This window comes from Cryobacterium sp. TMB1-7, assembly GCF_004402435.1.
GTDB classification, from domain to species: domain Bacteria; phylum Actinomycetota; class Actinomycetes; order Actinomycetales; family Microbacteriaceae; genus Cryobacterium; species Cryobacterium zongtaii.
Map to the genome: position 1 here is coordinate 1 of NZ_SOFZ01000019.1, position 20587 is coordinate 20587.

Below are 20587 nucleotides of genomic sequence, written 5' to 3' on the forward strand. Positions count from 1 at the left end.
CTCACCGCGAACGTCGTCGAGGTCGTCGAACCCACCCAAGCGCTACCCAAACTCCCCGTCGGCCGCGCCGTCTGGAAGCCCGCACCCGACTTCGCCACCGCCGCCGCCGCCTGGCTCACCGCCGGCGCCGCCCACCACACCGTCATGTCGACAGCCGTCGGCATCGAGGTGTTCCAAGACTTCGCCGAGATCGCTCAAACCGAGCTCCTCGTGATCGATGAAACCACCACCCTGCGGGACTTCTCCCGCGAGGTCCGATGGAACCAGGCGTACTACCGCCTGGCGCAAGGCCTGTAACGCTCGGCCGCCGACCACTTGGGCGAAATGGGTCAGGCGCCGGCGTGCACCACGCGGTTGCGGCCGTCCCGCTTGGCCACGTACATGCGCACATCGGCGGCCCGCAACAGCGACGAGCTCGTGGCCGCATCGTCCGGGGCGAGCGCGACGCCCAGACTCACGGTGACCCGCAAGCCGGCGTCGATGGGCGACCAATCGTGACCGGCCACATCCAGCCGCACCTTTTCACACAGTGCGCCCGCGGCGGCCGCGTCGTGGGCGGGCAGAATGAGAAGGAATTCTTCCCCGCCCAGACGCGCCGCGATCGCCCCGGGAACCGACGCGACAGCCTGCGCCAGAATGCGGCCGAGCGTCCGCAGCACGTCGTCACCGACCTCGTGCGAAAGCGTGTCATTGATGCGCTTGAAATGGTCGACGTCGATCATCGCGATGGCGATGGGTGCGCCACCCTCGCGGAGGAGGGACAACAGGTTGCTGAGGTGCTCGTCGACGAACCGACGATTGCGTAGCTCTGTCAAAGGGTCGCGTTCGGCCATCTCGCGGTAGCGCTCGCTTTCCCGGCGGGACTCAGCGGTCTGGAACATCGCCTCGAGGATGCGTCCGCGCGCCTCGTTCTCGCTGGCGCCGAGAGCGATGGACTGTTCGTGGTAACTGCGGTAGGCCTCGAACGCCGCCCGAAAATCCTCTCGTTCGGCGTAGATCTCCGCCTGCTCGCGCATGAGCTCGGTGGCCCAGCGCACGAGCCCGTTCTCCCGGGTGAGCTCCCGACACTGGTCGACGACGGCCTGGGCCTCATCCAGATGCCCCCGCCTGCGACAGGTCTCGGCCAGGGTGACCTGGGCGGCGGCGATGCTGTCGGGGTGGAAGTCGACCGGCCTGGCCTCGATGGCCGCCACCAGGGTCGCTTCGGCTTCCTCCAGTCGTCCGGCAGAGAGGTAAACCCTGGCGATAGTGTCGCGGGCGTACATGCCGATCGGGCGGTTGTTGAGTTCGGACAGCGCGAGCAGGCTCTCGACCGCGACGAGTGCGTCGTCCTGATTGCCGGCCAGGTACTCCGTGAAGGCGAGGTTGTTCAAGATCATGTAGCGGATGCTGGTTTCAGGGTCGTCGATGACCAGACGAAGTGCCTCGTTGTAGCGGCGGCGTGCCTCGTCGAACGATCCAGTGGAGCCGAGGGCGTCGGCCAGGGTCAGGCGGGCGGCAGCCCGCATCAGGGGGCTCTCGGACTCGCTCAGAAGGTCGTTCGTGGCGACGGCGTGTTCCAGGGCCAGGGCCCGGTCGCCCACCATCTCGAATACCGATCCGAGAACGTCGTGGCAGCGGGACTGCAGGGTGAGCTCGCCGTGCCGCTCCGCCCAACGCAGAATGCGCTGCACATCGGTGGCTCCCTGGCTCGGATCTCCCCTGCGGGTCATGATCGAGGCGATCTGCACCTCGAGGCGCCGGCTCAGCGCACCGTGCTCGCCTGCTCCCAACTCCGCCAGCCAGTCTTCGGCTGCAGCGAGCGCGACATCCTTGTCGATCCAGTACTGGCGCTCGACCCACGCCAGCCGGTCATCGACCGTCAGTTCGATTGCCGTCACTGTGTCCCCCTCCCCAACAGTCGGTTCCGATGTGTCAAAACCCGCCCGAGGTCTTCTCGAGGGAGAGGACGCACTGTTGTCGCTCAGCCTAGCCGTCCACGGCCTCCCCCAACTCAGGTTCGCGCGGTGCCGTTCTCACCCATTCCGGGTGATCCAGAACCGCCCTGCGTGATTAACGTGATCACCAGCCAAGGACTGTGACACGCTGCCCCATGCGGCGGCAGGGCCTCGGCCAGACGTTACAGGGAAAGGTGCCGACCATGAGTTTCTGGTCTAATTTTTGGGATTTCATCGGATTCTTCTTTTGGACATTCGTGTTCGTGTCCTACCTATTCGCACTCTTCGCCGTGATCATCGACGTGTTCCGGGATCGAACCCTGAACGGATGGGCGAAGGCGGCGTGGCTGCTGTTCATGGTCTTCGTGCCCATCCTGACCGTGCTCGTGTACGTCATCGCACGCGGCCGCGGTATGGCGGAGCGCCAGGTCAGCGCCGGGATGCAGGAGAGGGCGAGTACCGACGAGTACATCAGAAGTGTCGCCGGCAGCAATCCCGCGCAAGACATCGCCCAGGCCAAGCAGCTCCTCGACTCCGGAGCGATCAGCCAGGGTGAGTACGCGGTCTTGAAGGACCGGGCGCTGGGTAACACCCAGGCCCGATCCGACGTCGTCTGATCCGGTCGCCCGACGAGCACAGACAGCGGGCGGCGCATCCGAGATGCCGCCGCCCGCTGTCGCTGTGTTCGCGCTCGGGTTAGAACGCGCGTCCGCCGGTGACCGGCAGCACGGCACCCGACGTGTACGACGAGTCCGTCGACGCCAGGTAGACGTACGCCGACGCCAGCTCGGCGGGCTGCCCGGCCCGACCCAGCGGTGTGTCCTGACCGAAAGTCGGCAGTTTCTCCGGCCACGAGGTCGCGGGGATCAGCGGGGTCCAGATCGGCCCGGGTGCAACGGCGTTGACCCGCACCCCGGTGGATCCCAGCTGCTGGGCGAGGGCCTGGGTGAACGCGACCAGCGCCGCCTTGGTCATCGCGTAGTCGATCAGTTCCGGTGACGGGCTGGACGCCTGGATCGACGTGGTCGTGATGATCGACGACCCCGCATTGAGGTGCGGGATCGCGGCACGGGCGATCCACAGCGTTGCGTAGAGGTTGGTCTTGAAGACCCTGTCGAACTCCTTGGTCGAGAGCGTCTCCAGACCGTTGCGGTTCTCCTGGTATGCGGCGTTCAGCACGAGAATGTCGAGACCGCCGAGCTGAGCCGTGGTGTGCTCCACAATGTCGATGCAGTGCTGTTCGTTGCGGATGTCGCCGGCCAGCAGCACCGCGGTGCGGCCGGCAGCCCGCACGAGCGAGGCGGTGTCTTCGGCGTCTTCCTGCTCTTCGGGCAGGTAGGAGATGGCCACGTCGGCACCCTCCCTGGCGAAGGCGATTGCGACGGCACGGCCGATCCCCGAGTCACCGCCGGTGATCAACGCCCGCTTGCCCACGAGCTTCCCGGTGCCGACATAGGTGTCTTCGCCGTGGTCGGGGCGCGGCACGGTCGCCGTGGTGAGGCCGGGCTGGTCCTGCTGCTGCAGCGGGAAGCCGCCGGTGTGATAACTGGTGACGGGGTTCTGGACGTCGGTCATGAAAGCTCCTTGCTGGCGAAGGGTCGAAGCCGGTACACGGCTTGCCAGGTTCATGACTGAGACGCGTCCAGCCCGCCGATCGTCACGGCAGGAGCCGGATTCAGTTCACGGCGCCCGGTTCCAGATCGTGGCGGGTAGCTAACCACTCGTCCAGTTCCAGGGCCGGAATCGGCCGCGACATGAAGAAGCCTTGCGCATGATCGCAGCCGTATCGGGCCAGCTCGTCGTACGCCACACTGCTCTCGACACCCTCTGCAACCATTCGCAGGCCCAGGCTGTGCGCCAGCTCGATGGTGGACGCCACCAGCGAGGCCGCGCGGGCGTCATGGGTCATCGGCAACACGAATGACCTGTCCAACTTGAGCTCGTCGATGGGCAGGTCGCGCAGGTAGGAGAGCGAGCTGTAGCCGGTGCCGAAGTCGTCGACCGCGATCTGGATTCCGGCTTCCCGCAGCCGGGTGAGCACGTCCCTAGCCCGGTCCCTGTCGCTCATCAAGAAGTCTTCGGTGACCTCCAGCATCAACGCCGACGCCGGCAGCCGTCGTGCGTTGACCATGCGCACGACCTCCTCCGGGAACTCGACGTTGACGAGGGAGCTGGCCGAGATGTTGACCGCGATGGTCAGGGCGTGGCCACCAGCGTGCCAAAGCACGGCTTGATCGAGAGCCTTGGTCAGCACGATCCGGGTGAGTGCGTGCATCAGCCCCGATTCCTCGACGAGGTCGAGGAAGTCCTCGGGCAGCAGCAGCCCGCGGGTCGGATGCTGCCAGCGCACGAGTGCTTCGACACCGGTGACCTCACCGTTTTGCAGACCGATCTTGGGTTGGTAGTACACCACGAGTTGGTCGTCGGTAAGGCCCAGGCGCAGGTCTTGCAGGGTGCGCAGCCTGGTGTCGCCGTGACTGTCATCTTCGGACTGGTACACGTGGTGGCCGTGCCGCCCGGACTTGGCCTTGTACATCGCCATGTCGGCACGGCGCAGCAGATCGCTGAGGTCGCGGCCCTGCTCGGGGAACAACGCGACGCCGATGCTGACACTGGTCTGCACGGCCAGCCCCTCGAGGGCGAAGGTTTGGGCGAGCGCGTCCCGCAGGCCCAACGCCACGACGGTGGCCTCGGCCTCGCCGGCATCAGCGAGCAGGATGGCGAATTCGTCGCCGCCGAGCCGGGCCAGCCTGGCTCCCGGCGGCAGCGCTGCCGCCAGGCGGCCGCTCACCAGCACCAGCAGCCTGTCGCCGACGTCGTGTCCGAGGCTGTCGTTGACTTCCTTGAACCTGTCGAGGTCGAGTAGCAGGAGCGCACTGTGCCGTTGCCGGGAGGGCGTGCGACTGAGGGTGAGCAGCGCGGGCGCATCCGTGTACAGCGCCCGCCGGTTGGGCAGCCCGGTCAGGTCGTCGGTCCGGGCCTGCCGGCGCAGCAGCCGCTGCCGGAATACCAGCGGGATCGCGGCCAGGGACACGGTGAGGCTGGCCAGGATGACCGCGGCAACCGGCTGGACGACCTGCGTGCCGAGGATGAGTACGCCCAGTCCGGCGGCGACGGCCACCGCGGGAACGAACAGGGCCGGGGTCTTTCGGGCGCCCACGACGATGCCGCGTTGGGGGCGGTCGGTCGCGTCGACCCACACCGCCATCAGGGCGAGACCGAGCGCCCACGCGGCATCGAGCGGAACGCCGACGATGTAGGTGCCACTCACCTCCAGCAGCGCATAGACCACGTCGGCGCCGGCGAAGACGACAAGGCCGCCGACCAGAAACGCCCAGCGCGAGCCGATGTGCAAGCCCGGGGCGGCGGCGATGCCGGCGATCGCGGCGACGAGGAGCAGGTCGAAGACCGGGTAAGCAACCGCGACGGCTGTGGCCAGGATCGCGGACTCATCGGCCGCCTCGGTGAGCACCGGGCCGAGGACGGCAGCGAGGACCGCGGCAGCGCCGAGGGCCCCGACCGCGCTATCCAGCAGGACGGACCAGGCCAGGCCGCGCATCTGTCTGCGGACAAGAGCCACGAGGGCGAGAAGCATCAGCGGGTAAAACAGCAGATATCCGAAATCGGCCGGGGACGGGAACGGCAGTTCGCCGCCCGCATCCATAGCGAGCACGTAGTAAGTGTCGGCGGCGGCATTGAACGTCACCGCGAGCGTGGCGAAGAGAACGTCGCCACGGGCGAAGCCCGTGCGCACAACGGCCACCCAGAAGACCGCGACGGGCACCCATTGGGTGAGCTCGCCCAACCAGATGTCAACGAGGGGGCTGGGGCCCGCACCGTTCAGAAGCAGTCCGAGCGTGTACGCCGCCACAAGCACAAAAACGGCCCAGATCAGCCATCGGTCCCCATCGCCGCGCTGCGTTCTGTCACGCCAGTTCACCCACACGTGACTCTCCCTCAGATCTCCGCTCAGCCTACCGCCCGGCCGGCCGTGACTTTGGTCCCTGGCGACCGGAACGGGCCCCGCGACCGTGCGGTCGCGGGGCCCGGGTGATGCGAATTGTTACTTGCGGGTGCCGGCGATCAGGGCGCGCACAAGGTCGAGCTGGGCGTCGTCGGCGAAAGCGCCGGAGAGGCCGACCACGCTGGTGCCCGCGGCCAGGAATTCCGGCGCGTTCAGGGCGGTCACGCCGCCGGTGGCGATGAAGTTGGTGTCCGGGTACGGACCCTTCTGGGCCTTGACCCAGGCCGCTCCGAGCAGGGACGCGGGGAACGCCTTCACCCAGGTGAGACCCAGGGCGCGGGCCTGCAGGATTTCGGTGGCCGTGGCGATGCCCGGCAGGTGCGGGATGCCGCGGCGCACGCTTTCGGCCACGATGGCCGGGTCGAGGCCGGGCGAGACCGTGAACGCGACGCCCACGTTCGTCGCAGCGTCGAGCTGGTCGATCGTGGTCACGGTGCCGGCGCCGATCACGAGGCCTCGTTCGGCAGCAGCGTCGGCGACGGCCTGCAGCACGGGGACGGCGTCGAGGGTCTGGATCGGGATTTCGACGTGTTCAACCCCGGCGTCCCAGGCGCGCACCGACAGGCGTACGGCTTCGGCGGCCGACAGCCCGCGGAAGACCGCGATGACGGGGACCCGGAAGAAGTCGCCGGGGAACCACTGGGTGGCGCTGAGAGGCTGGGTGGTGGTGCTGGTGGACGAGGTCATGCGGGTTCTCTCCTGAGGTCGAACGTACGGTCGTGGGTGGCTGGCGCGGACGGTTCGTCGGCCGACATCCGCTGGCCGAGTCCCGGGCGGAAGTCCTGGCGGCTGCCCAGCGCCCAGGCGGCGCGGGAGTGACCGCGCTCGAGGCGCTCCGCGGAGGGTTCCGCAGAGAGCAGGCTGGACAGGTAGCCGGCGGCGAAGGCGTCGCCCGCGCCGACGGGTTCGACGACGTCGACCTTGCGGGCCGGCACCACCGTGACGGTGTCGGTGCCGTCCGCGGCGAGGGCGAATTCGGTGGCATCGATCGAGGAATCCTTCACCACCAGATACGGCAGCCGGGGCAGCAGGGCCCGCACGTCGGCCGCGGTGGCACAGCCCCACAGCACGGCGGCTTCATCGAGTCCGACGAGCACGACGGTTGCCTTCTCGGCCAGGGCGAGCAGCCGCGGCGCGGCATCCAGAACCGACCAGATACCGGGGCGGAAGTTGATGTCGAACGAGACCGACGCCCCCCAGTCCGCGGCGTGGTCGAGCACGTGTTCCACAAGAGCGGAGCAGCTGTCCGACAACGCGGGGGTGATCCCGGTGGTGTGGATCCACCGGGCGCCGGCCAGGGGCCAGCCGTCGGCATCCGCGATCTTCAGCGTGGATGCCGCCGAGCCTTGGCGGTAGTAGAACACGTGTGCTCCGCTACCGGTGTCGGGCTCCTTGAGGTAGAGCCCGGTTGGTGCGTCGGCGGTGCGGCCGACCCACCGGGTGTCGACGCCGGCGGCGCCGAGGGCGTCGATGATCTTGGTGCCGACCGGGTCGGTGCCCACGGCGCTGGCCCACGCCACGGCGTGGCCGAGTTCGGCCAGGTGCATGGCGACGTTCGATTCGGCACCGCCGGTGCCCAGGGTGAAACCGGTCGCGGTGTTCAACGGCACCGAGCTGGTGGGCGTGAACATGCCCATCGTCTCGCCGAAGCAGACCACGGTTGGCTGCGAGGCACCCATTAGGTCACGGCCCCGATGTGCCACGGCACAAACTCTTCCTGGCCCACATCGAATTCTTCGCTGACGGTCTGGGTGCCGCTGGCGACGGCGATGATCATCTCGAGGATCTCGGCGCCGACCTCGTCTACGGTGGCGTTGCCGTCGGCGATCCGGCCGGCGTCGATGTCGATGTCGTCGCCCTGGCGCAGGAACAGTTCCGTATTGGTGCCCACCTTGATGCTCGGGGTGGGCTTGCAGCCGAAGACCGAGCCGCGGCCGGTGGTGAAGACCACGACGGTGGCCCCGCCGGCGACCAGGCCGGTGACCGAGACCGGGTCGTACCCGGGGGTGTCCATGAAGCCCAGGCCGCGGGTGTCGATCGGTTCCGCGTACTCGTACACGGCGGCGAGATCGGCGTGGCCGGCCTTGGCAACGGCGCCCAGCGACTTCTCCAGAATGGTGCTGATACCGCCGGCCTTGTTGCCCGGGGAGGGGTTGTTGTCCATGGTGCCGCCGTTGGCGTGGATGTAGGTTTCCCACCAATCGATCCGGTCGATCAGCTTGTGACCGACCGCGGGGGTGGTGGCGCGGGCGGTGAGCAGGTGCTCGGCGCCGTAGATCTCCGGGGTCTCGGCGAGAACGGATGTTCCGCCGTGCGCCACGAGAACATCCGACGCCCAGCCCAGGGCCGGGTTGGCCGTGATGCCGGAGTAACCGTCGGAGCCGCCGCAGTTCAGGCCCAGCACCAGCTCGGAGATGTCGATGGGTTCGCGGTGGCGGTTATTGATCTGTTCGGCCAGGGTGAGGATCTTCTCGACGCCGGCGGCGACGGTGTTGCGCATGCCGCCGGTCTCCTGGATCGACAGGGACTCCACCACGGTGTCGCTGGGCAGGGCGCCCTCGGCGAGGACCAGGCTGGTCGGGGTCATCTCGCAGCCGAGGCTGAGCATCAGGACGCCCGCGATGTTGGGATGGCTGGCATAGCCGTTGAGCGTGCGGAGCAGCACCTGGGCGCCTTCGCTTTCCAGCACGAGGCCGCAGCCGCTCTGGTGGGTGAGGGCGATGACGCCGTCGACGTTCTCGAACCCGTCCAACGCGCCACCGCGGAATCTGTCGGCGATGAGCTCGGCAGTGGTTCCGGAGCAGTTGACCGTGGTGAGGATCGCGATGTAGTTACGCGTACCGGCCCGGCCGTCGGCGCGGCGGTAACCGTCGAAGGTTCGGCGGGCCGTCGGGGCCGGCAGCTCGGTGTGCACGGTGCCGAATTCGTGGGTGCGGGCAGCGAGGTCCATGCCGATGTTGTGGCTGTGCACCTGCTCGCCCCGGCTGATCGGCGCCGTGGCAACCCCGATCGACTGGCCGTACTTGTGCACGGTGGCGCCGACGTCGAGGTCGGTGAGGGCGACCTTGTGGCCGCTCGGGATGAGCGTGGTGACGGTGAGGAGACCGTCGCCGACGGGGAGGGTCTCCCCCGGCTGGAGGTCTCGGAGGGCGACCGCGACGTCGTCGCCCTCGGCCATGACCAGCACGGAAGTGCCGGTGGTGATGCTGTCGATGTGTGACATGAAATGAGTCCTTAGATAAGCGAGACGGTCGGGCTTACGCCTGGCCGATGATTCCCTTTTCCCAGCGGCCTGCTTCGAGGTCGTGGGCGATGGCGGTGTACTTGTCGTCGGACAGGTTGTAGAGGAAGTAGACGATCACGGCGGCCAGGGCGAGGGCGACGGCCGGGTAGAGGGTCATCACGGCCTTGATACCGAAGAGGGTTTCCTCCGACTGGCTGGCGCCCTGGGCGATGTAGCCGGTGACGGCGAGCATCCCGGCGCCCACGAGGGCGGCAATGGACTGGGCGATCTTGCGGGAGAAGTTGAAGGCCGCGTAGGTCATGGTCTCCTTGCGCACTCCGGTGTGCCATTCGCCGTAGTCGATGGTGTCGGAGACGAAAGCCCAGGTGACGGCGTTCGGGATGGCCAGGGCCATGTAGCCGATGGTCACCAGCAGCATGAAGGTCCACAGGTTGGTGGGGATCATGAAGTTCAGGCCGTTGGCGATCACACCGATGATGAATCCGCCCATGGCGGTGCGCTTCTTGCCGAATCGGCCGACCAGGCGGGGCACGAACATGATGCCCACGATGGAGGCGCCGATCATGACCAGGTTCAGCACCGGTTGCAGGGCGATGTTGCCGAGGTTGTATTCGGCGAAGAAGATCATCATCATGTTGTTCACGTTCATGGCGGAGATCGTGAACAGGGTCATCAGCACCAGGCCGAGCAGCGGCCGGTTGGTGAAGATCGCCTTGGCGTAGTCCTTCATGCCGTTCTGCTCGAAGCCCACGGCGCGGTTGACGTAGACGCGTTCCTTGGTGCCGCGGTAGCAGATGTAGAAGGAGATGATGCCGATGAGGGCGAACACCGCGGAGGCCCACATGTAGTTGGCGCCGGTCATTCCGCCGAACACCATCATGATCGGGATGAACGCGAAGCCGCAGATCCACTGAGCACCGAGCGAACCGGCCTGGCGGGTGGTGGCCAGCTGGGCGCGGTCCTTGATGTTGCGGGTCATCACCGAGGCCAGCGACCCGTACGGGTCGTTGGTGAAGGAGTAGATGAGGCCCCAGATGGCGTAGGTGCCGGCCGCGTAGGCGATCTTCCAGCCCATGCTGACGTCGGGCATCGTGAAGGTGACCACGGTCATCACGCCGAGGAGGATCGAGGAGACCATCATCACCGGGCGGAACTTGCCGCGCTTGCCGAACTTGCGGCTGTCGATGTAGGCCGCCGCGATCGGGTCCATGAACGCGTCGAAGATCTTGGCGAGCGAGAAGATGAGGGCCACGACGCCCGCGGCAATGCCGGCGGTGTCGATCCAGAACTTGGTCAGGTACGACTGACCCAGGTCGAACATGAAGCCGTTGCCGAAGTCGCCGAACCCATAAGAGACCTTCTCCTTGGTGGAGATGCGCTCGATGGTGGCGGTCCCGGGCTGAGGAGCAGCTGGGGCTGATTCCCCAGCTTCAATACCAGTTTGAATTGCCATGACTCACATACACACTTTCGATTTGAACGGATATCGGGCAGTGGCCTGGTTACAGACCGAAGTAGTTGTTCGCGTTGTTGAAGCAGATGTCTTCGACCATCCGGCCGAGGATGGCCTCGTCGTCGGGGACCTCGCCGATTTCGACCCATTCGCCAATCAGCTCGCAGAGGATGCGGCGGAAGTACTCGTGCCGCGGGTAGGACAGAAAGCTGCGGGAGTCGGTGAGCATGCCGACGAAGTTGGAGAGCAGGCTCTCGTCGGCGAAGGTGGACAGCTGCAGCCGCATGCCGTTGCGGGTGTCGTTGTGCCACCAGGCGCTGCCCAGCTGCATCTTCTGAACGGTGTCCTTCTGGTAGGCGCCCATCAGGGTGACGAGCGGCATGTAGTCGTTGGGGTTCAGGGAGTAGAGCATCGTGCGCGGGATGGCGTCTTCGAGTTCCATCGAGTCGAACAACGCGGCGAGCGGCTCGGCGACGCTTCGGTCGTTGAGGCCGTCGTAGCCGGTGTCCGGGCCGAGCTTGCCCAGCATCACGGTGTTGGTGTTGCGCAGGGCGTGCAGGTGCAGCTGCATGGTCCAGTTCTTGCGGTGGTACATGCGCATCAGCGCCTTGAGCACCGCGGTGCGGTACTGGGCGATGCCGAGGTCGGTGAGCGTGCCGCCGGTCATGGCCGTCGTGACGATGACGTCGAGCTCGGCTTCGGTCGACTCCGCATATACGACGGTGTCCAGGGCGTGGTCGGAGAGCCGGGCGCCCATGGAGTGGAAGAAGTCGACCCGGGCCGACAGGGCGTCGACGATGTCGGCGAAGGAGCCGATCTTGACCCCGGCGGCCGTGCCGAGGGTGACCAGGTAGTCCACGTAACCGGCGGCGTGGATGTTCATGGCCTTGTCCGGGCGGAACGCGGGGACAACGGTGAAGGCCGTCTCGCTCTGGAGCAGTTCGTGGAAGTGCAGGTCGTCTGCGGGGTCATCCGTGGTGCAGATGGTCGTGACGTTGCTGGACCGGATCAGGCTGCGGCGGGAGAACCCGGCCGTGGCCAGCAGGGCGTTGGCGCGGTCGTAGACCTCGCGGGCGGTTTCGCGGCTGAGGACCAGGTCGATGTTGAAAAAGCGCTTGAGTTCGAGGTGGGTCCACACGTAGAGCGGGTTGCCGAGAGCCTTTTCGACGGTACCGGCCCACGCGTAGAACTTGTCGAAGTCGTCGCCGTCGCCGGTGATGAGGTTCTCCGGCACGCCGTTGGCACGCATCAGGCGCCATTTGTAATGGTCGCCTTTCAACCACACCTCGGTGATGCTGGCGAAGTTCTGGTCTTCGTAGATCTCCTGGGGGTTCAGATGGCAGTGGAAATCGATGATCGGCATGTGCTTGGCGTGATTGTGAAACAGCTTCTTCGCCATGTCGGTGCCGAGCAGGAAGTCGTCGTTGAGGAGCATGATCTGCGGTCCTTTGTCTGGGGTCGGTCGGGGGTTAGGCGCGGACGGCGAGGTCGGCGATGGTGGCGCGCACGCCGCGGTCGCGCAGGGCGTCGAGGCCGGCAGCGACCTGGTCGACGAGGCCGTCGAGCTCGGTGAGGTCGGTGCCCCACAGGGTGGTGTCGGCCAGGATCGTGGCGACGTAAGCATCCGTGGCGTAGGCGGCGTGGAAGGCCGCGATGGTCTCAGCGCTGTCGACCGGGGTGATCGTGACGGCTGGGTCGCCGCTGTAGGCGAGCAGGATTGCGGAAAGCGCGAGGGTGACTCGGGGCGGGAAGGTGCCGTTCTTGGTGTGGAAGCCGGTGAGGACCGGCAGCAGGCGGCTCTTGAACTTGGAGGCGCTGTTCAGGGCGATTGCGGAGAGCTCGTGGTGCATGAACGGGTTCTCGAAGCGCTCCTTCACCGACTCGGCGTATGCCGCGAGTTCGTCGTGCGGTAGGTCGAGCACGGGCATGATCTCCTCGTACATCACCGCTTCGACGAGCGGGCCGAAGTCGGCATCGAGCATCACGTCGCGCACGGTCTCAACGCCGGCGAGGCGGGCGAGGGAGGCCATCGTGGTGTGCGGGGCGTTGAGCAGGAACACCTTGCGTTCGCGGTACGGGGTCATGTCGTCGGTCACGGTTACGTTGAGGCCGGCCCGGGCCAGCGGCAGGCTCTCGGTGAGTGACTGCGGGCCCTCGATGACCCAGAGCAGGAACGGTTCGGCCTTGACGATGAGGCGGTCTTCGAAGCCGAACTCGGCGCAGAGTTCCTCGGCGCGGTCCTTGGGGTAGCCGGGGACGATCCGGTCGACCAGGCTGGAGTAGAAGGTGTTGTCGGTGTTGACCCACTGGATGAAGTCGGCGCTGAGGCCCCAGTTCGCGGCGGTTGCGAGAACAGTTTCCTTGAGTTTGTCGCCGTTGCGCTCGATGAGCTCGCACGGAATCAGCTGAAAGCCCTTCTTGCCGAGCTCGAACCGGCGGAACAAGAGCGCGGTGAGCTTGCCGGGGAAGCTGGCGTGGGGCGTGTCGGCCAGCTTGTCTTCTGCGTTGTAGACAATGCCGGACTCGGTGGTGTTGGAGAAGATGAACTCGATGTCGTCGTCTTCGGCGAGGGCGAGGTAGGCCTCGTAGTCGGTGTACGGGTTGACGGTGCCGTTGACCAGAGTGATCACCTCGTGGGACTGCACTTCTTCGCCGTCCTGCTTGCCTTCCAGCAGCACCGTGTACAGGCCGTCCTGCTCGTCGAGCATGGCGACGAGGCCGCCGGCCAGGGGCTGCACGATCTTGACGCCACCGTTGAACAGCCCCTGCTTGTTCATCTGCTGGAGCTGCCAGTCCACGAATCCGCGCAGGAAGTTGCCCTCGCCGAACTGGATGGCGCGGGTGGGCAGGGTCTGAACCGGGTGGATGGCGCTGGTGAGTCGTTCCATGACGAGCTGTCCTTCGTGGTGCTGTTCGGTGTGTTGCGGGTGGGGTGCGACAGCGATGCCGACGCTCATGCTGGTGCTCTGGCCCGGGGCGAGGATGGCGGCCTGGTCGCGCACGTTGCAGGCCTCGACGCAGACGGTCTCGGTCCATTCGTCGTCGCCGTAGTCGCCCATCGCGGCGGCCTTGACGGTGCCGGGGTTCCAGACGACGGTCTGGGCGGCATCGGTGTCGCCGACCGTTATTGTGCGTGCATTGGTGACGTCGTCGATGGTGACGGTGCGGGGCATCGGGTAGATCCGGTCGATCTCGGCGCCGACGATGGAGACGGGCAGGGCCGAACTCGACGTGACGGCCGGGGTGACGCTGCGGTCGAGGTAGGGCAGGTCAGTGAGCCCGAGGAGCTGAGTCGTGCGGGCGTCGCCGACGGCGAAATAGGTGTGGAGTGCGGTCTCCACCGAAACCGTGGCGGTTCCCTCGTTGAGAACCACGAGCTCGAGGGTGAGCTGGGCGCCGATGGTAACGGTGTATCGCATCGACACCGGCTGGGCAGTGCCGGCCTCATCGGGCTGAGTACCGGCCAGGTCGAAGGTGAGCACGGCATCGGGGCCGACAATGGCTGCAGCGGTGAGGGTCCAGGGCGAAATGCGTGCCCAACCGTGGTTGGGTGCCGTGGCGTCGGTGGGATTCGGGCCGAACCAGGGGAAGCACACCGGAATGCCGCCGCGAAGGGCAGCGGAGGACGAGTATGCGCTGTGTTCACTCATCCACAGCACCGGTTTCTGGCCGGTGGGGGTCCACTGGGCGACGTGTGCGCCGTGCAGGTAGACCAGCGCGGTGGCCGCAGGAAGAGCGACTTCAACGGCCGGCAACGAGCCTGCCCCTGTCACCATTCGGATGCCGCTCGGCAGCGGGAGAGCACTCTCGCTTGCCGACCCAGGTTCGTGCGCAGTTCCCTGCATGAGTTCCTCCACTGTGAGAATCAGCCAGATCTATTCTGAATCTGTTCCGCGTGATGGAACGTGAGTCCGTCACGTGAACTCAACATAACCCCGTGCGATTCCTTTTCGCAACTTGGGCGGCCGAGGAATCGACGTCAGACCGGAACGACGCGTCTGAAGCAGGCGTTTGTCGCGTTGTCAAGGGTCTGACGGCATCGAATCCGGCTCGGAGCGCGGCGGGATGCCACCGAGATTCCGCAACCGTGGTTAAATGGTCCGCAGGGCAGAACTTCAGAACAGAGGTGGGACACATGACGGTGGCGAACGAGATCGAGGCCACGACCGCGCCTGAGCTCGACGGGCTGGGCAACCGGGCCAAGGACAATGCGGCACAGAAGCTGCTGCGGGTGCTTGAGGCCGTGTCCAACCCGGGTGACTCCCACCGGCTCAGCGACCTGGTGAAGGAAACCGGCCTGGCCAAGACCAGCGTCTTCCGCTTGCTGAGCGAGCTGATCGACAGCGGGTACGTCACCCGTCGCCCCGACGGCAGCTACGCGCCCGGTCGCTCGCTGCGCCTCCTCGCGCTCAAGCTCACCGCCGGCCCCAACGACTCCGACCTGGTGGGAGCCAGGCTCCGGCAGCTGCAGACCGACGTGCGCAGCACCATCCACTTCGCGCTGCGCACCGGGGACTTCGCCACCTACGTGGAGAAGATCGAGGACACCGCCCAGCCGATCCAGATCGCTTCGCGGGTCGGCGGCCAGATTCCGCTGCATTCGACGGCGATCGGCAAGTCGATCCTGGCCCACCTCCCCGAGAGCGAGGTGCGCAATTACGCGACCCGCACCGGGTTGCACTCCCGCACCGCGTTCACCATCACAACCGTCGCCGACCTGCTCGCCGACGGTGCGCTGGTGCGCAACCGCGGCTTCTCCATCGACGACCAGGAAAACGAGGAGCACATCCGCTGCATGGCGGTGCCGGTGTTCGACACCCAGCAGCACCTCATCGGCGGCATCGGCATCACGACCATCGCCCCCCTGGTAGCCAGGGAGACGCTCGAGTCCTATGCTCCGCTGCTGATGACGGCGGCCCGCGACGTGATGACCCTGCTCTAGGCAACCGGCGCCGGTCAGCCTCGCGCCGGCCGGATACGCAGAATGACCCCGGCGCTGCCGGGGTCATTCGTCATGGGCTGGAAATGCCAACTCGCCACTCGAGCGGTTGCACGGATCCGCCGGACCCGCGCACCGCAGTCGACGGGATTAACCCTGGCGAGCCTTGAATCGGGGGTTCAACTTGTTGATGACGAATGTGCGCCCATGGCGCCGCACCGTCTGTGAACCCTGCATCTTCTTCATCGAACCCAGTGAGTTACGCACCTTCATCCTGGCTCCCTTCCGTCGGTTACCCAAAGCAACACACAACGGCCGAAATTATTCCGCTCCGGCGGCCTTCGGCGCGTCGAGCACCCGGCGTGGGCCGGCACCGTCTGTGCGCAGGCGGTCATCGGAGTTCACGACGGCGCACCGGGTTTGCGACAGGCAACCGCAGCCGATGCAGCCGGTGAGTTCGGCCTGCATCCGCTCGAGCACGGCTTGCTGCCTGGCCAGGTGCTCCCCCCAGGTGGCGGAAATGGTGCCCCACTCGGCCCGGCTCGGTGGGCGGCTGTCCGGCAGGTCCTTGAGGATCACGGCGACCTCGGCCAGCGAGATCCCGTAGCGCACCGAAACCTGGATGAGGGCGATGCGCCTCAGCACGTGCCGCGGGAAGAGGCGCACGTTGCCGCTGGAGCGCAGCGCGGGGATCAGCCCCAGCGTTTCGTAGTAGCGCACGGTGGAGACCGGGACTCCGGCGCGGGCGGCAATCTGCCCGATCGGCAGGAGATCCTTGCTGGACAAGTGCTCTGACAGTGGGCCTTCTCCTTGATCTCAAGTGCACTTGAGACGATATCGTAAACAAATGACCGCATATACGCTTCCCACGCTGACCTATGACTATGCCGCCCTCGAGCCCGCCATCAGCGGGCGCATTATGGAGCTCCACCACAGCAAGCACCACCAGGCCTATGTGACCGGCGCCAACGCCGCACTCGACCAGCTCGCTGAGGCCCGCGAATCAGGCAACCTCACCTTCGTCAACAAGCTTCAGAAGGACCTTTCCTTCAACCTCGGCGGCCACGTCAACCACTCCATCTTCTGGACCAACATGTCCCCGGACGGTGGCGACAAGCCCACCGGCGAGCTCGCTGCCGCGATCGACGACACCTTCGGTTCGTTCGAGAAGTTCCAGGCTCACTTCACCGCCGTGGCCATGGGCGTTCAGGGCTCCGGCTGGTCGATCCTCGCCTGGGACACCCTGGGTCAGCAGCCCATCATCGTGCAGCTCTATGACCAGCAGGGCAACCTGCCCGCCGGCATCGTCCCGTTGCTCATGCTCGACGTCTGGGAGCACGCCTACTACCTCGACTACCAGAACGTGCGCGCCGACTACGTCAAGGCGTTCTGGACCGTCACCGACTGGGAGAACGTCTCCGCCCGCTTCACCAAGGCGCGCGACACCACCTCGGGCTTGATCACGCTGTAACCCCGGCGCCCCTCTGGCGAGCCGTGAGAAAAGCCCCAAAAACCTGAGGTTTTTGGGGCTTGGCTCACGGCTTGCCTGCGTCTGACGCGGTCAGTCCGCCGACACGGCCTGCAGCACGGGCAACCGCGCCGCATGGATCGCCGGCCAGAGCGCTGCCAGCACGCCGACCAGGGCGGCAACCCCGAGCATCGACGCGAGCTGGCCCCAGGGGATGGCGAGCTCGGTGAGCCCGATCCCGGTGAACACCGCGGGCATCAGCGACGCAATGCCCACCCCGACGGCCATGCCCAGGACGGTGCCGAACAGGGCCGTGAGGATCGATTCGATGGTGATGATCCCGGCCAGTTGCATCCGCCCCAGCCCCACCGCGCGCATGAGCCCGATCTCCCGGGTGCGCTCGATCACCGACAGCGCCAGGGTGTTCACGATGCCGAGGATCGCGATGATGATCGACAGCGCCAGCATCGCGTAGAGGATGCCGAGGATCTGGTCGACCTGCCCGGCCAGCTGGCCGGCGAACTCCTCCTTGTCGAGCACCGAGAGCACGACGTAAGGCGCGGCCGCCCCGGTCAGGTCGTCGCGCACCTCCGTCGGCGTGGCGGACGCGGCCGAGGTGATCAGCAACGAATCGATCGCGATCTGCGACGACGGCACGATGCGTTCGAAGGCGTCGTCGGGCATGATGATCGGCGCGCCGATCACGGCGGTGTCGACAATGGCGCCGATCGGAGCGGATGCCTCGCCGGCCGCCGTCGTGAAGGTCACGTCGTCGCCCACCGTCCACCCGCGGTCGTCGGCCACGCTGCGCTGAACGGCAAGCTGCCCCGCCGCGAAGCCCGCCAGCGTGCCCTCGACGGCGTCGAAGTCGAGGGTGTGCCCGAGCGCGGCGGGCGGCAGCGCCACCACGATGATGGACCGCTCGGCAACGGTGCCACCAGCTGCGGGGGCCAGCATCGCCGGGCCGTAGCGCAGCTCGTCGACGGAGTCCACTGTGTCCAGGGCGCGCAGGTCAGCCACCACACCCGTCGGCACCACCCCTGCGGCAGACTGCACCGAGAAGTCCGCGATCCAGCCGTCGTCCACGATCGCTCGGGTCGAGACCGTCGCCGACGCGGCGAGCACCGAGGCCGCGCCCACCAGGGCCATGCCGATCATGAGCGCCCCCGCGGTGTTCGCGGTGCGGCGCGGGTTGCGGATCACGTTGCCGCGGGCCAGCCGGCCCAGCGGTTTGACCGCCACGACGAAGACCGCGGCCATAGCGCTCAGCGAATACCGGGCGATCACCGGGGCCAGGACCAGCACCCCGACCACCACACCGGCGGCACCGAGGCCCAGCAGTGCCGGACCGTCGGGGTCGGGCCTGGACCAGGCGGCGACCAGGCCGGCCAGGCCGGCGACGGTGAGAACGGATCCGACGATGGACCGCAGCCGAAGCGACCTGGACCTGGCGCCGCCGGCCTCGCGCATGGCCTCCACCGGAGGGGTGAGCGCCGCCCGGCGGGCCGGCAGCGCCGCCGCCGCGATGCTCACCAGGGTGCCCACCAGTAGCGAGATCACCACGGTGGCGGGGTCGAGCGGGATGCTGCCGGACAGGTTCATGCCGATCTGGGCGACCGCCATCCGCACGAGCGATACCAGGCCGAGGCCGGCGGCAATGCCGAGCGCGGAGCCGACCAGGCCCACCACCGCGGCCTGGATGAGGATGGAGGCGAACACCTGACCGGGCGAGGCGCCGACGGCGCGCAGGAGCGCGAACTCGCGCATCCGCTGCTGCACCGACATCGCGAAGGTATTGGAGATGATGAACGCGCCCACGAACAGGGAGATCCCGGCGAACACCAGCATGAACGTCTGCACGAAGCCGAGCATGTCGTTGATGTCTGCCGTGGCCTCGGTGCGCATAGCGGTGCCGGTGACGGTCTCGACGCCGGCCGCATCGGCGGCGGCCAGGGCCGCGCCGACCCTCTCGACCAGGATCTGCTCGTCCACCCCGGTGTCCCCGTAGACGTCGATACTCGCCACCAGGCCGTCGGGCGCATAGACGGCGTTGGAGGTGGCGACGTCGAGGAAGACGATGGTGGCGCCGGCCATCGGCGCCCCGAGCGACACCTCTCCCACGACCGACACGGCCTGGACCTCACCGGCGAGCACCACCGAGGTCTCGTCGCCAACGGTCAGGCCCGACGACTCGAGGGTCGCCGATTCCAGCGCGATCTCCCCAGCGCCGACGGGTGAACGCCCGGCGACGATGTCGAGGGTGTCGTCGTCGGGGTGGAGAGCCATCCCGAAGGTGGGGGCCTGCGAGCTCACCACGGCCGTGCCGTCGGCGCCGACGAGCACGATGGGCCCGGAGACCGCCGGCAGGGCATGCCGCACACCGTCGACGGTGTTGAGGGTCCGGGCGAGATCGGCCGGGATGGCCTCGCGCACGTCACCGGCCGAGCTGCCGGCCTGGGCGGCACTGGCGGCGGGCTCGCTGCCGCGCACGTAGACATCCGCCTGCATCGAGCTGGCCACGATGCCGGAGAAGGTGGAGCCCATCATGGTGCGAAGCGACAGGGTGCCCGCCACGAAGGCGACCCCGAGGGTCACCGCCAGCAGCGACAACAGAAAGCGCACCAGGTGGGCGCGGATGCCGCGCAACGCGACCCGGGTCATCGCCGGGCGCCGTCGTGCTCGTGCTCGGTCTCGGTCTCGTCGCCCATCGACCGCATGACGTCGAGCACCGACGCCTGGGTGGGGTCGGTGAGTTCCTGCACGAGTCGGCCGTCGGCGAGGAACAGGACCCGGTGGGCGTAGGCCGCCGCCCGGGCGTCGTGGGTCACCATCACGACCGTCTGACCGAGGTTGTCGACCGACCCGCGCAGGAACCGCAACAGGTCACCGGCTGATTTCGAGTCGAGGTTGCCGGTGGGCTCGTCGGCGAACACCACGGCCGGCCGGGCCACCAGGGCTCGGGCGCAGGCCACCCGCTGCTGCTGGCCGCCGGAAAGTTCGCTGGGTCGGTGGTGCAGGCGGTCCTCGAGCCCGACCGCCGCGACGATCGCGGCGAGATGCGCCCGGTCCACCGGGCGCCGGGCGATGTCCAGCGGCAGGGTGATGTTCTCGGCGGCGGTGAGGGTGGGAATCAGGTTGAACGATTGGAAGATGAAGCCGAGCCGGGTGCGGCGAAGCGCCGTCAGCTGCCGCTGCGACATGCGTCCCACGTTCATCTCGTCTACGATCACGGTGCCGGCGGTGACGGTGTCCAACCCCGCCATGCAGTGCATCAGCGACGACTTCCCCGACCCCGACGGGCCCATGATCGCGGTCAGTTCGCCCCGGGCGAAGTCCACGTCGATGCCGTCCAGGGCGCGCACCTCGGTCTCGCCGGTGCCGTAGGTCTTGACCAGGCCCCTGGCGTACGCGATCACGGATGCCGGCGGTGCGGTGAGCGAGCGCGCAGGGTGGTTCGAGGTGAGCGTATGGGCGGTCATGTACGGTCCTTCACGGTCGGAGCGCGGGCGCGCTGGGGTCGAT

Annotated in this window: 16 protein-coding genes and 1 pseudogene; 4 read left to right on the top strand and 13 right to left on the bottom strand. The window is 67.3% G+C overall.

Annotated elements, in window-relative coordinates:
• A pseudogene (locus E3O60_RS06520) lies at positions 1-297 on the top strand (L-arabinose isomerase); the annotation flags it as partial.
• A 32-nt stretch (positions 298-329) separates the two neighbouring features.
• Here E3O60_RS06520 and E3O60_RS06525 read toward each other — a convergent pair.
• The gene (locus tag E3O60_RS06525) at positions 330-1880 is read right to left on the bottom strand and encodes a diguanylate cyclase (RefSeq protein WP_134497550.1); all 1551 of its coding nucleotides are present in this window, start codon (positions 1878-1880) and stop codon (positions 330-332) included.
• A gap of 260 nt (positions 1881-2140) precedes the next feature.
• On the opposite strand from E3O60_RS06525, the gene E3O60_RS06530 reads away from it, so the two are divergent.
• Positions 2141-2554, top strand: coding sequence for a PLDc N-terminal domain-containing protein (locus tag E3O60_RS06530; protein WP_088458119.1), 414 nt, complete (start codon positions 2141-2143; stop codon positions 2552-2554).
• 79 nt (positions 2555-2633) lie between these two features.
• On the opposite strand, the gene E3O60_RS06535 is transcribed toward E3O60_RS06530, so the two are convergent.
• From E3O60_RS06535 to E3O60_RS06570, 8 genes are all read right to left on the bottom strand, one after another.
• Positions 2634-3512: an SDR family oxidoreductase gene (locus tag E3O60_RS06535; protein ID WP_088457270.1), complete on the bottom strand. Its 879-nt coding sequence runs from the start codon at positions 3510-3512 to the stop codon at positions 2634-2636.
• A 100-nt stretch (positions 3513-3612) separates the two neighbouring features.
• Positions 3613-5877 carry a bifunctional diguanylate cyclase/phosphodiesterase gene (locus tag E3O60_RS06540; RefSeq protein WP_134497552.1) on the bottom strand — a complete coding sequence of 755 codons (2265 nt, stop codon included), beginning with the start codon at positions 5875-5877 and terminating at the stop codon, positions 3613-3615.
• 123 nt (positions 5878-6000) lie between these two features.
• The gene (locus tag E3O60_RS06545) at positions 6001-6648 is read right to left on the bottom strand and encodes a bifunctional 4-hydroxy-2-oxoglutarate aldolase/2-dehydro-3-deoxy-phosphogluconate aldolase (RefSeq protein WP_134480926.1); all 648 of its coding nucleotides are present in this window, start codon (positions 6646-6648) and stop codon (positions 6001-6003) included.
• Positions 6645-7640: a sugar kinase gene (locus E3O60_RS06550; protein WP_088457273.1), complete on the bottom strand. Its 996-nt coding sequence runs from the start codon at positions 7638-7640 to the stop codon at positions 6645-6647. Before E3O60_RS06550 ends, E3O60_RS06545 begins: the two co-directional genes overlap by 4 nt.
• A complete protein-coding gene (locus E3O60_RS06555; protein ID WP_134497554.1) occupies positions 7640-9184 on the bottom strand; it encodes a UxaA family hydrolase in 1545 nt (514 codons plus the stop codon). Before E3O60_RS06555 ends, E3O60_RS06550 begins: the two co-directional genes overlap by 1 nt.
• A gap of 34 nt (positions 9185-9218) precedes the next feature.
• Positions 9219-10658, bottom strand: coding sequence for a glycoside-pentoside-hexuronide (GPH):cation symporter (locus E3O60_RS06560; RefSeq protein ID WP_088457275.1), 1440 nt, complete (start codon positions 10656-10658; stop codon positions 9219-9221).
• Positions 10659-10707: 49 nt separating this feature from the next.
• Entirely contained in the window at positions 10708-12093 is a 1386-nt protein-coding gene (uxaC, locus tag E3O60_RS06565) for a glucuronate isomerase (RefSeq protein ID WP_134497556.1), read from the bottom strand.
• Between the two features lie 34 nt (positions 12094-12127).
• On the bottom strand, positions 12128-14434 hold the full coding sequence (locus E3O60_RS06570) for a tagaturonate reductase (protein WP_166788962.1): 2307 nt from the start codon (positions 14432-14434) through the stop codon (positions 12128-12130).
• A 359-nt stretch (positions 14435-14793) separates the two neighbouring features.
• Here E3O60_RS06570 and E3O60_RS06575 point away from each other — a divergent pair, with 359 nt between their 5' ends.
• Complete coding sequence (locus E3O60_RS06575; protein WP_088457278.1) at positions 14794-15600, top strand: IclR family transcriptional regulator; 807 nt, start codon at positions 14794-14796, stop codon at positions 15598-15600.
• 147 nt (positions 15601-15747) lie between these two features.
• Here E3O60_RS06575 and E3O60_RS06580 read toward each other — a convergent pair whose 3' ends face one another.
• Both E3O60_RS06580 and soxR read right to left on the bottom strand, forming a co-directional pair.
• Positions 15748-15870 carry a ribosomal protein bL36 gene (locus E3O60_RS06580; RefSeq protein WP_088457279.1) on the bottom strand — a complete coding sequence of 41 codons (123 nt, stop codon included), beginning with the start codon at positions 15868-15870 and terminating at the stop codon, positions 15748-15750.
• A 48-nt stretch (positions 15871-15918) separates the two neighbouring features.
• Positions 15919-16383: a redox-sensitive transcriptional activator SoxR gene (gene soxR, locus E3O60_RS06585; protein ID WP_134407846.1), complete on the bottom strand. Its 465-nt coding sequence runs from the start codon at positions 16381-16383 to the stop codon at positions 15919-15921.
• Positions 16384-16444: 61 nt separating this feature from the next.
• Here soxR and E3O60_RS06590 point away from each other — a divergent pair, with 61 nt between their 5' ends.
• Positions 16445-17068 (top strand): superoxide dismutase, encoded by a 624-nt coding sequence (locus E3O60_RS06590; RefSeq protein ID WP_088457281.1) that lies wholly within the window; start codon positions 16445-16447, stop codon positions 17066-17068.
• Positions 17069-17158: 90 nt separating this feature from the next.
• On the opposite strand, the gene E3O60_RS06595 is transcribed toward E3O60_RS06590, so the two are convergent.
• Positions 17159-19726: an ABC transporter permease gene (locus E3O60_RS06595; RefSeq protein ID WP_134480928.1), complete on the bottom strand. Its 2568-nt coding sequence runs from the start codon at positions 19724-19726 to the stop codon at positions 17159-17161.
• Positions 19723-20544 (bottom strand): ABC transporter ATP-binding protein, encoded by an 822-nt coding sequence (locus E3O60_RS06600; protein ID WP_134497560.1) that lies wholly within the window; start codon positions 20542-20544, stop codon positions 19723-19725. Before E3O60_RS06600 ends, E3O60_RS06595 begins: the two co-directional genes overlap by 4 nt.
• Positions 20545-20587: the final 43 nt, after the last annotated feature.